This is a genomic window from Streptomyces sp. NBC_01363, from assembly GCF_026340595.1.
Taxonomy (GTDB): Bacteria; Actinomycetota; Actinomycetes; order Streptomycetales; family Streptomycetaceae; genus Streptomyces.
Genome location: NZ_JAPEPF010000001.1, coordinates 5,020,877 through 5,032,866 on the forward strand (window position 1 = coordinate 5,020,877; position 11,990 = coordinate 5,032,866).

At 71.7% G+C, this 11,990-nt stretch carries 11 protein-coding genes and 1 pseudogene; 5 read left to right on the forward strand and 7 right to left on the reverse strand.

Annotation, left to right across the window (positions count from 1 at the left end):
* Window positions 1–359: 359 nt before the first annotated feature.
* Both OG611_RS22750 and OG611_RS22755 read right to left on the reverse strand, forming a co-directional pair.
* Window positions 360–743: pseudogene (locus OG611_RS22750) on the reverse strand (HAD family hydrolase); the annotation flags it as partial.
* 25 nt (window positions 744–768) lie between these two features.
* Window positions 769–1,254, reverse strand: coding sequence for an Lrp/AsnC family transcriptional regulator (locus tag OG611_RS22755; protein WP_266423136.1), 486 nt, complete (start codon window positions 1,252–1,254; stop codon window positions 769–771).
* Window positions 1,255–1,498: 244 nt separating this feature from the next.
* On the opposite strand from OG611_RS22755, the gene OG611_RS22760 reads away from it, so the two are divergent.
* From OG611_RS22760 to OG611_RS22780, 5 genes are all read left to right on the forward strand, one after another.
* Window positions 1,499–2,476: an alpha/beta hydrolase gene (locus tag OG611_RS22760; RefSeq protein WP_266423139.1), complete on the forward strand. Its 978-nt coding sequence runs from the start codon at window positions 1,499–1,501 to the stop codon at window positions 2,474–2,476.
* Window positions 2,469–3,635: an acyltransferase gene (locus OG611_RS22765; protein WP_266423141.1), complete on the forward strand. Its 1,167-nt coding sequence runs from the start codon at window positions 2,469–2,471 to the stop codon at window positions 3,633–3,635. Before OG611_RS22760 ends, OG611_RS22765 begins: the two co-directional genes overlap by 8 nt.
* Window positions 3,636–3,660: 25 nt before the next feature.
* Window positions 3,661–4,995: a sensor histidine kinase gene (locus OG611_RS22770; protein ID WP_266426121.1), complete on the forward strand. Its 1,335-nt coding sequence runs from the start codon at window positions 3,661–3,663 to the stop codon at window positions 4,993–4,995.
* Window positions 4,992–5,663: a response regulator transcription factor gene (locus OG611_RS22775; RefSeq protein ID WP_266423144.1), complete on the forward strand. Its 672-nt coding sequence runs from the start codon at window positions 4,992–4,994 to the stop codon at window positions 5,661–5,663. The genes OG611_RS22770 and OG611_RS22775 overlap by 4 nt, the downstream gene beginning before the upstream one ends.
* Before the next feature lie 225 nt (window positions 5,664–5,888).
* Window positions 5,889–7,043, forward strand: coding sequence for a glycosyltransferase family 4 protein (locus OG611_RS22780; RefSeq protein ID WP_266423146.1), 1,155 nt, complete (start codon window positions 5,889–5,891; stop codon window positions 7,041–7,043).
* Between the two features lie 105 nt (window positions 7,044–7,148).
* Here OG611_RS22780 and OG611_RS22785 read toward each other — a convergent pair whose 3' ends face one another.
* The 5 genes from OG611_RS22785 to OG611_RS22805 form a co-directional block, all read right to left on the reverse strand.
* Complete coding sequence (locus OG611_RS22785; protein ID WP_266423149.1) at window positions 7,149–7,571, reverse strand: S1 RNA-binding domain-containing protein; 423 nt, start codon at window positions 7,569–7,571, stop codon at window positions 7,149–7,151.
* A 194-nt stretch (window positions 7,572–7,765) separates the two neighbouring features.
* Window positions 7,766–8,260 (reverse strand): DUF4430 domain-containing protein, encoded by a 495-nt coding sequence (locus OG611_RS22790; RefSeq protein ID WP_266423152.1) that lies wholly within the window; start codon window positions 8,258–8,260, stop codon window positions 7,766–7,768.
* A gap of 71 nt (window positions 8,261–8,331) precedes the next feature.
* A complete protein-coding gene (locus OG611_RS22795) occupies window positions 8,332–9,156 on the reverse strand; it encodes an ECF transporter S component (protein ID WP_266423154.1) in 825 nt (274 codons plus the stop codon).
* Complete coding sequence (locus OG611_RS22800) at window positions 9,153–10,808, reverse strand: ABC transporter ATP-binding protein (RefSeq protein WP_266423156.1); 1,656 nt, start codon at window positions 10,806–10,808, stop codon at window positions 9,153–9,155. Before OG611_RS22800 ends, OG611_RS22795 begins: the two co-directional genes overlap by 4 nt.
* Window positions 10,805–11,989, reverse strand: coding sequence for an energy-coupling factor transporter transmembrane component T (locus tag OG611_RS22805; protein WP_266423158.1), 1,185 nt, complete (start codon window positions 11,987–11,989; stop codon window positions 10,805–10,807). Before OG611_RS22805 ends, OG611_RS22800 begins: the two co-directional genes overlap by 4 nt.
* Between the last annotated feature and the right edge of the window lies 1 nt (window position 11,990).

Below are 11,990 nucleotides of genomic sequence, written 5' to 3' on the forward strand. Positions count from 1 at the left end.
GGAAATCAACCGGTACCGACCAGCTACCAGCACCTGTGCACCAATCTCGAATTGTGGGCCGCTTCTGCTGCCACGGCGGCGACCCGACCGGGATCGGGGCGAGGTGGGGGGCGCGCGGCAAGATCAGGATATCGGGCCGCCGGACCTCGTGGTCCCGTCGAGTGCCCCGCCGTCCTTGCCGGGCTCCGGCGGGCGGGGACGAACCGTGTGTTTTCCCGTCGGCCGCGCTCCTCTCACCAGGTGTCGACGAACGGACGGTGACCGCCGGGCGGGGCGGCCGCGGCGGTGCTCTCCGGTTCGCGGCCGTCCAGCGCGGAGAGGATCCAGGAACGCGAGTCCGCCGGGTCGATCACCGAGTCGATCTCCAGCGCCGCCTCGATCTCCGCTCGCGACGAACCCGACGCGACCGCCATGGCGACGCCGTCCAGGTGCAGCCGCTCCACGAACTTCCACATCTGGGGGAAGACTTCGGTCGACGTCCTGGCCAGTTCCAGATACAGGGCGTTCTGGCCCGCGACCAGTTCGCCGACGGGCGCCTCGATCCCGTACCTGTCCCGCAGGGCCGCCAGCGTCTCGTGGACGCCGATGCCGAAGAACCCGAGGTGCTCGGCCCAGGTGAAGCCGGGCACGCGGTGCTCCGCCAGCAGGCGGCGCGCCGCCTCGTAGTAGTTCGGCTCGCTGTCCACCAGCGTGGCGTCGAGATCGAAGACGACGGCCGGTTCGGGGAGGTGCGGAGAACTCATGGCGTCCAGCACGCCAAGCCGGTGATCACTTCCGCCCGCCCGCCGCTGTACGGCCCACCGATTCGACCAGCGGAAGCAGCCGGTGCGGCACCCGTTCCCGCAGCGCCACCTCGGTACGTGTCCTGACCACTCCGGGCAACTGGATCAGCCGCTGGATCACATCCTCCAGGTGTCCGTTGTCGCGGGCCACCACCCGTGCCAGCAGATCCCCGCCGCCTGTGGTCGAGAAGGCCTCGATGATCTCCGGCACCTCGGCGAGCGCCTCGCCGACCTCGTCGAGATGCCCCTGGGTGACCTCCAGATGAGCGAAGGCCAGCACCGGGTGGCCCAGCGCCGCGGGGGACAGGACCGGCCCGGTACCGGTGATCACACCGTCCCGCTCCAGCCGGTCGATCCGGGCCTGGAGGGTGCCCCGGGCGATGGAGAGGATGCGCGCGTACTCGCGGACGCTGGTACGCGGCTGCTCGATGAGCAGCCGGAGGATACGGGTGTCTAGGGCGTCCACCGCCATGGTCCGCTGGCCTCTTCCTGGTACGACGATCCGGGCTGCGACTGTACCAACGGCACAGCGGAGGCCCTGCCGGAGCGGTCCGGCCCGGAACTGACCGCGTGTCATACCCGTAGTCCTTGAGAGCTACGGAAAAGGTTCACACCCCGGTGGGACGCCGACTACAGGGCCCCGTCCATAGCTTCTGTACCGACGCACCGAAGCGCCGAAGCGCCGAAGCCACCAGGTACGGAAGGAACAACCCGTCATGCCGTCCCATCCGCGCAGGTCCCGCCTGCGCCGCGGCCTGCTCGCCGCGCTGGTGGCCGCCTCGGTGGCGGTGCCGGTCTCGGGCGCGGCGGGCCCCGCGGCCGTACCGGCGCCCGCTCCGGCCGTCCGGGGCCCGCTGCGTACGGCCGCGCCCGAGGCCCTCGCCGGGCGGTACGCCGCGACGCGGGCCGACATCGGCGCGGCCGAGCGGGCGGCGGCCCGTCACGGTGACCGCAGGCGCGCTGCCGCGCTGCACACCATGGCCGCCCCCGACCGCCGTTTCCTCGCCTTCGACGGCCGCGACGGCGGCCGCGGCGTCGAGGTCGTCGGCGATCTGTCACACGCGGAACGGATCGCCGTACTGGTCCCCGGCGCGGGCATCGACATCGACCACTACTGGCGCCTGCGCAACGGCTCGCTCGCGCTGCGCAAGGAACTGGGCGAGCGGTCGGCGGTGGTCGCCTGGCTCGGATACCGGACGCCGGCGACGGTGAGCCCCACCTCGCTCACTTCGGGGCGGGCCGTCGAGGCCGCCCCCGAACTTGTGCGATTCATAGGAGAGTTGATGCGGCTCAAGCCCGCGGCCCGTACCACCGTCCTCTGCCACTCCTACGGCTCCGTCGTCTGCGCACGGGCCGCGCACGGACTGCGGGTCGCCGACATCGTCCTGTACGGCAGTCCGGGCACCGGCTACCGGAACGCCGCCGCCCTGCACACCCCGGCCACCGTCTGGGCGGGCCGCGCCGGCCACGACTGGATCGCGGACGTACCGCACGTGGAGCTCCGACTGCCCTTCGCGGACATCGGGTTCGGAGCGGACCCGGTCTCGCCCGGGTTCGGTGCCGAGATCTTCGCGGCGGGCTCCGGCGGTCACAGCGACTACCTGAAGACCGGTTCCGAACCACTGAGGAACATCGCCCGGATCGTGGCCGGCGCGGCCGGATCCGCCAGGACCCCGGGAGGGCACCATGCGTGATTTCACCCGCCGGATCGAATCCGCCACCCCCGCCGACCGCGACCGCGCCGTCGACGCACTGCGCGCCATCGCCATCCTCGGCGTCGTCCTCGGCCACTGGCTGGTGACCGCACTGGTCGTCGACAGCGGCACGGTGCACGGAGCGAGTCCGCTCCAGTACATGCCCGGCCTCACCCCGGTCTCCTGGATGCTCCAGACCCTCGCGGTCTTCTTCCTGGTCGGCGGGCTGGTCGGCGCGAGGAGTCATGCCGCCGCCCGCGCCCGGGGCGAGAGCTACGGCCGGTGGCTGCGCACGCGGATGGGCCGGCTGCTGCGTCCGATGGCCGTGGTGCCGGTCGTGTGGACCGTGGCGGCGTGCACGATGCTCGCCTCCGGGGTGGACCAGGACACCGTGCGCGCCCTGTGCAAGCTGGTGTGGTCCCCGCTCTGGTTCATCGTGGTCTTCGTGGCGTTGACGGCGGCGACCCCGCTGGTGGCGAAACTGCATCCGCTGTGGCCGTTCGCCGTCGTGCTGGTCGTCGACCTCTACCGGTTCGGCCTGGACGCTCCCGGCGGATTCGCCTCGGTCAACGTGGCGGCTGGCTGGCTGGTGCCGTACTGCCTGGGCGCGGCCTGGTCCCGCGGCGAGCTGCTCAGCCGCCGGACCGGCTGGACGCTGCTGCTCGGCGGGGCCGCGGCCACCGCCGGACTGGTCCTGTGGGCAGGCTACCCCGCGGCCATGGTCGGGGTGCCCGGTGTGGAGATCTCCAACCTCGACCCGCCGACCCTCGTCGTGGTCACCTTCGGCCTCGCGCAGTGCGGGGCGGCGTTGCTGCTGCTCGGCCCGCTGCGCCGGTTGCTGCGACGCCCCGCACTGTGGGCGGTGGTGGCGACGGTGAATCTCTCGGCGATGACGGTGTTCCTGTGGCACCAGACCGCGATGATCGCGGTCACCGCGACCGGCCTGTTGGCGGGCGGGGCGCTGCCGGGCCTGCACACCGTGCCCGACGGACCCGGCTGGGTACTCGTCCGGCTGGCCTGGCTGCCGGTGTTCGCCGGGGCGCTGCTGATCTGCTGGCTGGCGTTCCGCGGTTACGAGCAGCGGCGGTCACGGCGAACGAAGAACCTGGTCGTCCGCGAGGGGCGACCCGCCGGATCGATGGCGACACGACGTGTCTAAGGTGCGAGCTGTGAACCGGGGGGACATGGTGAAGCGATCGGCGCGGGTACTGCGGGCATTGCCCCGTACCCTGCGCGAGGACCTCGCGACCTCGGCGGTCGACCCGAACGGGCAGTCGGGGCAGCCGCGTTGGCTGGAGTGGCGGCCGGTGATCATGGTGCCACTGCTGATGTTCGCGGTGGGGGTGCTCATCGCGGGCAGCAACCAGTACGCCTTCGACTTCGGGATGGGCATTCAGCTCGGCATCCTCTTCGCCGGGGTCCAGTCGGCGGCGATCGTCGTCGCTCTGTACCGCCCGGTCCAGGCCTGGTGGGCGTCGATGCTCATCATGGTGCTGGTCACCCCGTTCGCCGCGAACTCCGGCTTCGGGTCGCGGGTGCCGTGGAACGGAGCGTTCCCCTGGAGCGGGGCCGGGATCGCGATGCAGGCCGGGGTGCTGTTCCTGGTCGCGCTGCGGATGCGCCCCCGGATCGCCGCCGAGACCCTGACGATCACCGTGCTCGCGGGGCTCCTCTGTGGAGCGGGCACCCCCTGGCGCAGCGCCAACGACATCCGCCTCGCCGTCGCCGTCCTCGTCATCACGGTGGTGATGGGTGTCGCGCTGCACGGCCTCGCGGTGGCCCGTACACAGCTGGTCGAGCAGGAGGAGCTCACCGCCGAGGAGCGTGCCAGACGCACCCTGCTGGAGGAGCGCAACCGCATCGCACGCGAGCTGCACGACGTGGTCGCCCACCACATGTCGGTCATCTCCATCCAGGCGCAGGTCGTCCCGCACCTGGTCGAGAACCCGTCCGACGAGCTGAGGGAGAATGTCGAGGGCATCCGCAGGAACGCGGTCGACGCGCTCACCGAACTGCGCAGGGTGCTCGGCGTACTGCGCTCCGAGGACCCCCTGCCGCAGGCCGTGCGGCACGCCCCGCAGCCCACCCTCGAACGGCTCGACGAACTGATCGGCAACGCGCGCGGTGCCGGGCTCACGGTCACCGTCGCGACCACCGGGGAACCGCGTCCACTGTCGCCGGGCGTCGAGTTGTCGGCGTTCCGCATCGTGCAGGAGGCGCTCAGCAACGCGATGCGGCACGCGCCGGGTGCGCGGGTGCGGGTGGAGATCTGCCACCGGGCGGCCGGGGTCACGGTCAGGATCACCAACACCGCGCCGGACCGCCCCGCCCCGCCCACCCCGGGCGCCGGTCACGGCCTGCTCGGCATGCGCGAGCGCACCGCGATGCTGGGAGGCGAACTCGCCACCGGAGCAACCCCCGACGGCGGGTACGAAGTCACTGCGATACTGCCCGCACCGCCCCCTGCGGAGCCCGCCGGTCCCGCCGCGCCCGCCGACCTTGCCGAGGACACCCGATGACGGCCATCCGCGTTCTGATCGCCGACGACCAGATGATGGTCCGGCAGGGCCTCACGGTGCTGCTGAACGCCGAACCCGGCATCGAGGTCGTCGGCCAGGCGGTGGACGGTGCCGACGCCGTGGAGAAGGTGGCCGAACTCACCCCGGACGTCGTCCTGATGGACATCCGCATGCCCCGGCTCGGCGGCATAGAGGCGACACGCGTCGTCACCGGGGCCGACGGCGCCACCGTCAAGGTTCTCGTCCTGACCACCTTCGATCTCGACGAGTACGTCTACGAGGCGCTGCGCGCGGGTGCGTCCGGGTTCCTCCTGAAGGACGCCTCGGCCGAGGAACTCGCCCATGCGGTACGGGTGGTGGCGGAGGGCGAGGCCCTGCTCGCCCCGAACATCACCAAGCGGCTGATCGCCGAGTTCGCCCGGGTGAGTGCCGGTCCGCGTGCCCAGCTCAAGTCCCGCACCGGTGAACTGACGGAACGTGAGACCGAGGTGCTGGCCCTGATCGCGCAGGGTCTGTCCAACACCGAGATCGCCGAGCGTCTCGTGGTGGCCGAACAGACCGTGAAGTCCCACGTGGGCCGGATCCTGTCCAAGCTGGGACTGCGCGACCGGACCCAGGCCGCGGTCCACGCCTACGAGACGGGTCTGGTGCGCCCGGCCGGCTACTGAGCCCGTTCCGTCACCCACGTAACACCGCGTCCGCGTCCGCCACTTGCCCCCGCACGACCGGGAACGGCAGGAGCGGTACGGCTCCGGCGCGCACAGAACCGAACCGACACCGACCGATCGGGCCGAGGCCCGCCCGGCGAGCCGCCGTGTCCCGAGACCGGGCAGCAAGCTGCCTCCTCCTCGCGGTCCGACCGATGCCGACCAACCGAAGGAACCGAAAAGTCCATGGGCTCCACCCTTGTCATCACCAATGACTTCCCGCCGCGCCAGGGCGGCATCGAGACCTTCGTGCACGCGATGGCCACCCGCGTCCCGGACGACGACGTGGTCGTCTACACCTCGCACGAGCCCGGTGACGCCGCCTACGACGCGAGCCTGCCGTTCCCCGTCGTACGGGATCCGAGCCGCATGCTGCTGCCGACCGGCCGGGTGACCCGCAGGGCCGTCGAGATCGCCGGGGCCCACGGCTGCGACCGGGTCTGGTTCGGCGCCGCCGCCCCGCTGGCCCTGATGGCGCCGGCCCTGCGGCGCAGCGGCGTACGGCGCATCGTGGCGACCACCCACGGCCACGAGATCTGGTGGGCGAGAACACCCGGCGCGCGCGGGCTCATGCGCCGGATAGGCGGCGGCGTCGACGTGGTCACCTACCTGGGCCAGTACACGCGCGCCCGGATCGAGCCCGCGCTCGGCCCGCGTGCGCGCATGAGCCGACTGGTTCCCGGGGTCGACGCCGAGGTGTACCGGCCCCGGGCCGGCGCCGGGCCCGACCCGCTTTCCGAACTCGCGCTGCACGGCAAGCGCGTCATCCTGTGCGTGGCCAGGCTCGTCCCCCGCAAGGGCCAGGACACCCTCATCCGGGCCCTGCCGCTGATCCGGAGCAGGGTGCCCGACGCCGTGCTGGTGGTGGTCGGCCAAGGGCCCGACGAGGCCCGGCTGCGCAAACTGGCGGCGCGGCACGCCGAGGGGGCCGTGCACTTCGCGGGCGGCGTCTCGCACACCGATACGCCGCCCTACTACGCCGCGGCGGACGTCTTCGCGATGCCTTGCCGCACCCGGCGCGCGGGTCTGGAGGCGGAGGGGCTCGGGATCGTGTTCCTGGAGGCGGCGGCGAGCGGTCTGCCGGTGGTCGTCGGCGATTCGGGCGGTGCTCCGGACACCGTCCTCGACGGCAGGACCGGCCGGGTCGTGGACGGCACCGACCCTGCGGCCGTCGCCGAGGCACTGACCGGGATACTCCTCGACCCCGACCGGGCCGCGATGGGCGCCGCGGGCCGTGAGTGGGTCCGGGAGTCCTGGTCCTGGGACGCCTCGGCCCGCCATCTGACACACCTTCTGACCCCCGTCGAGCAGGCGCGGGTGCCCCTGCCGGGCGAGGAGTAGAGAGCCGCCGCGGGGTGGTGCGGCGCACCGGACGTGGTTCGGTGCGCCGCCGGTCCGGTGGCTTACTCATGGCGCAGCAGACCCGGCAGTCACTGTGTCAATGGCTCAGTGATGTCGGCCCGGGCTGAGCCATGAGCCGCAAGGATGTTGTGATGTCAGCCTGCGCCGCTCTCGGTCGACGTCCATGACGAGGACCGTCACCTCGTCGCCGGCCTCAACGACGTCCTGTGGAGTTGCCGCGGGCGTCGAGGTGAGCTCTTGAAGATGGACCAGCCCCTCGATGCCGTCGGCGACCTGGACGAAGACACCGAACGGGACCAGTTTGGTGATCTGTCCCTGCAGCATTTGGCCAACCGCGATGCTGTCGGCGAATGCCTGGAAGGGGTCCGGCTGTGTCGCTCTCAGGGACAGCCTGACCGGACCGTCACCGTTCTGTGCAGCGAATGACGGGCTGACTGGGTGCTCCTGCACGGCCACGGCGGCGGCTCTGCCGGACTCGCTCAGGGCGGCGGCCTGCCTGCCGACCACCTCGCCGACGACACACTCGCGGAGCCGTCACGCCTCGTCAGCAGGTACGTGCGGACACGTGGGGGGACATGGAGCCAACGCCATGTCCCCTACACGGTGCCGCAAGGCTACGACCCGGGCTGGCGGTCGGTCCGACGAGGTCCGCGCCGCTGTTGTCGGTCATCCGGTGAGGCGGGGCCTCGGACAGGAGAGCGTCAGAACGAGGTCCACGTGAACGCGACCTGGTCGCCGTTCTCTATCTCGAACTGGCAGCCGCCGACCGGCGTCGGGGTGCCGTTCACGGAAATGCTCCAGTAGGCGGAGCCGCCGCCGTTCACGCCCTTGATGGTGTCGACCGAGTAGTCGTCGAACGACGCGTACCAGGCTCCGTCCCAGGAGAAGTTGTTCCACTTCGCCGCGTGGTCCAGGGCGGCCGTCGGAGTCGGGACCTTCGACGTGTTGGCGCCGCCGTTGGTGCCGTCGCACTTGTGGGTGCCGCCCGCGGCCGTGGTGACGTCGTGACCCCAGGTCGTGACCTTCTTCTGGAAGAGCAGGCCGTCGGGGCTCTGGACCGTGACGGTGACTCTCACCGGTGCGTTGGTGAATCGCACGGTGGAGTTGTCGGCCTGCGCGGCCGAGGGCGCTGTGGCGAGGGTGATGCCGAGAATCGCGGTGGTCACGGCGGCACGGCGGATCAGGTTCTGGTGCATGAGGTTCCTCTCGATCGTGGGTGCGGTCTGGTGCGATGTGCGACCGGCGGCAGGGTGCAGTCGGCCGGGGTTCAGCCGGTCGCGGCGCCCGGGTCCGCATCGCGACGCGCGAAGCGGATCGGTGCCTGGAAGCGGGCCTTGCGGGCGGCGCGGCGGAAGACGGTGAGGACGGCGGGGCCGGCCAGGGTGATGCAGATGAGGTTGGTGACGGCGCGGCCGGTGTCCCAGCCGAGGGAGGTGGCCAGGTCGAAGGCGATGTAGCGCTGGAACTGCTCGGTGAACGGGAGCCCCGGCAGGTAGGCGATCGAGCTGTTCGGGTCCAGGGAGAAGGGCCAGAAGGAGAGGTTCAGGAGAAAGCCGAACAAGTAGCCGGAGAGCGAGCCGTAGACGGCAAGCATGAGGACTTCTTTGCGACCGGCCGCCCTGGGGAGGAATCCGGCGAGCATGCCGACGAAGGCGCAGCCGAACATCTGGTAGGGCATCCACGGGCCCACGCCACCGGTGATCAGTGCGGAGGCGAAGAGGGAGGTGCACCCGAGGGTGAAGCCGAAACCGGGGCCGTACACCCGGCCCGCGAGGACGAGGATGAAGAACACCGTCTCGATGCCGGCCGTGCCCGCGCCGAGAGGACGGATGGCCGCGTTGACGGCGGACAACACGCCCAGCATGGCGAGCGCCTTGGAGTTGATGCCGCCCTCGGCGATCTCGGAGATCACCACGCAGAGCACGATCACCAGCAGCACGCCGAAAATCAGGGGCGGGGCGTAGTTCGAGCCGAACGTGCCAGGTGCTACGAGGAAGGGCCAGAAGAACGCGACGGCGCCCAGAAAAGCAGCCATGGCGATGACGACGCCGGCCCGGGCACGGATGCGAATGGCCGCGGTGTTCGTGCTCACGAGTCGGGGTCCGTTCCGTCGGCGGGGAGTGCGGCAGCCAGCTGGTCCACGGTGAGGAAGGGCAGTGGGGCAAGGATCTTCGCGGTCTGCGGAGCGAAGACGGGGGACGCGACGATGACCTCGCCGGTGGGGCCGTCGGCCACGACGTCACCCTCGGCCATGACCACGACGCGGTCGGCCGCCCGGGCGACGAACTCCACGTCGTGCGTGGAGATCACGACGGCCCGCCCCTCGGCCGCCAGCCCGTCCACGATGCCGATCAGCTCGCCCTTGGCCCGGTAGTCGAGACCGCGCGTGGGCTCGTCCAGCAGCAGCACTCGCGGGGCTGCGGCGAGCTGGATCGCCAGGACGAGGGCCAGCTTCTGGCCCTCGGACAGGTCGCGTGGGTGGGTGGTGTCGGGGATGCCGGGTGCCAGCCGGTCCAGGATGGCGCGGGCCGGTGTCCCGTCCGCCGCGACCCCGGACTCGGAATCGGCCTGGTCGAGCTCCTGCTTGACGCTTTCCAGGTAGATCAGGTCGGTGGGAGTCTGCGGGACCAGACCGACGAGCCGCCGGGCCGCTGCCGCCGAGACCTTCTGTGGGTCCTGGGCCTTCGGGCCGCCGGGCTCACCCACGGCCACCGAGCCGGCCCTGCGAGGCCCGGAGCCCTGGAGAGCCCAGAGCAGGGAGGACTTGCCGGAGCCGTTGCGGCCCATGAGGGCGGTGATCTCCCCGCCGCGCAGGTCGACGTCGACCTCACGGACGGCCGGAATGCCCTGGTACGTCACGGTGATCCCGCGCGCGGTGAGCAGCTTGGCGCGGCCCCCGTCGGGAGCGGGCCGCACCGCTGGGGGAGCGACGTGGGCCAGCCGGGTGCGCAGCGGTGCGGCGGCACGGCGGGCGTCGCGGATGGAGAGGGGAAGCGGGGACCAGCCGACGGTGCGGCCGAGTTCGACGATGGGCGGTGCGATGGACGACGTACGGAAGATCTCGGCGGGCGGGCCTGAGACGACGTGGCCGTCGCCGGGGAGGTGGATCACGCGGTCGGCGTACTGGACGACGCGCTCCAGGCGGTGTTCGGCGAGGAGGACGGTGACGCCGAGGTCGTGGACGAGCCGGGTGACGGCGGCCAGGACCTCTTCCGCTGCGGTCGGGTCGAGCGCGGAGGTGGGTTCGTCCAGGACCAAAACCCGCGGGTGGGCGGTGAGGACGGAGCCGATGGCGACGCGCTGCTGCTGGCCTCCGGAGAGTTCGTGCAGGGCGCGATGGCGCAGATCGGCGAGGCCGAGCAGGTCGAGGGTCTCCTCCACGCGCTTGCGCATGGTTGCCGGGGGTACGGCCAACTGCTCCATGGCATAGGCGAGTTCCTCCTCGACGGTGTCGGTGACGAAGCCGTCGAGGGGGTCCTGGCCGACGACGCCCACGACGTCGGCGAGTTCGCGGGGCGGATGGTCCGCGGTGTCGCGGCCGTCCACGGTGACGCGCCCGAAGAGGGTGCCTCCGGTGAAGTGGGGGACGAGGCCGTTGACGGCGCCCAGCAGGGTGGACTTGCCGACGCCGGTGTGGCCCACGACGAGGCAGAGTTCGCCTTCCTCCACGGTGAGGTTCACGTCCCGCAGGACGGGCTCGGCCGTGTCCTCGTACTGGACGGTGACCTGGTCGAAGGTGATCACTTGGGTTCCTCGGTGCGCTGCGCGGGGACGGCCGGACGGATGGGAGTGCTCGGTGGTGGTGCCAGGAATCCGGCGGCTCCCGCGAGGAGGATCGCGGCGGCCGGGACGAGTGGCAGGGGCGGCCAGCTGAGCGGGTAGATGGAGGGATTCAACTCGGCCGCGTCGAAGCCGGCGTTGGTGAAGAGGAGCACGGCGGACAGGACCCCGCAGCCCGCGACGGCCCACTCGGCGGCCCGCCAGGGGTCGGGCCGGTAGGTCGTGCGCGTGACCCTGCGCCCGCCGAGGCGCAGTCCGGCCACGCACAGCAGCCCGCCGGCCGCGAGTGCGGGAAAGCCGAGCACGGCCGGTGCGGTGGCGTCGAGGAGCCCGTAGGCGCCGGCGCACAGGCCGCACATGCCGAGCAGCATGAGAGCGCCGGTCGCACGGCGGGAGCGGCGAGTGGCGGTCCCGGCGCGTCCGTAGCCGCGGGAGTCCATGGCGGCGGCAAGCCGGAGGGAGCGTTCCAGGGCGTCTTCGAGGACGGGGACGACGATGCCGCGCAGGGCCCGCAGGCCCTTGGAGCGTCCGGCCCGCAGCCGCCGGGCCCGGTGCACGCGCTGGACGCTCTGCACCAGTTGGGGCGCCACGCTGATGGAGACGGTGACGGCGACGCCCAGCTCGTACAGGGCGCCCGGCAGCACGCGGAGGGCACGCTTGGGGTTGGCGAGGGTATTGGCGGCACCGATGCAGCAGAGCATGCAGGCAAGGCGCAACCCGTCGGTCGCGGCCGACAGCAACGCCTCCAGGGACACCGGGCCGCCGAGTTGGATGCCCGCGTACCAGTCGGGGGTCGGGATGTGGGGGAGCGAGAAGAGGAAGTGGTCGTGGGGCGTGATGCCGGTGGCGAAGACGGCACGGAAGACCACGCGGATCGCCACGACCGTCAGGGCCAGGTAGAGGTAGTACTTGAAGCCTCTGGCCCAGGGTGCTTCCGTCCGCCGCATGGTGATGACGTATCCGAGGACCGCGAGGACCAGGAGCAGCAGCAGTGGATTGTTCGTGCGGCTGACGGCGGTGGCGAGGGCCAGGGCCCAGATCCACCAGGCGACGGGGTGCAGGGTGCGGGGCAGACGGCGGCCGCCCGGGTCCGGCGCGAGGCCGGACGCGGGCGGCCTCGCCGCGTCCGTGCTGGTGTGGGGCACC

Bases quoted from the DNA above. Each gene is read 5' to 3' on its own strand.
- OG611_RS22755 (WP_266423136.1), bottom strand. From the start codon at position 1,254: ATGGCGGTGGACGCCCTAGACACCCGTATCCTCCGGCTGCTCATCGAG.
- OG611_RS22760 (WP_266423139.1), top strand. From the start codon at position 1,499: ATGCCGTCCCATCCGCGCAGGTCCCGCCTGCGCCGCGGCCTGCTCGCC.
- OG611_RS22765 (WP_266423141.1), top strand. From the start codon at position 2,469: ATGCGTGATTTCACCCGCCGGATCGAATCCGCCACCCCCGCCGACCGC.
- OG611_RS22770 (WP_266426121.1), top strand. From the start codon at position 3,661: ATGGTGAAGCGATCGGCGCGGGTACTGCGGGCATTGCCCCGTACCCTG.
- OG611_RS22775 (WP_266423144.1), top strand. From the start codon at position 4,992: ATGACGGCCATCCGCGTTCTGATCGCCGACGACCAGATGATGGTCCGG.
- OG611_RS22780 (WP_266423146.1), top strand. From the start codon at position 5,889: ATGGGCTCCACCCTTGTCATCACCAATGACTTCCCGCCGCGCCAGGGC.
- OG611_RS22790 (WP_266423152.1), bottom strand. From the start codon at position 8,260: ATGCACCAGAACCTGATCCGCCGTGCCGCCGTGACCACCGCGATTCTC.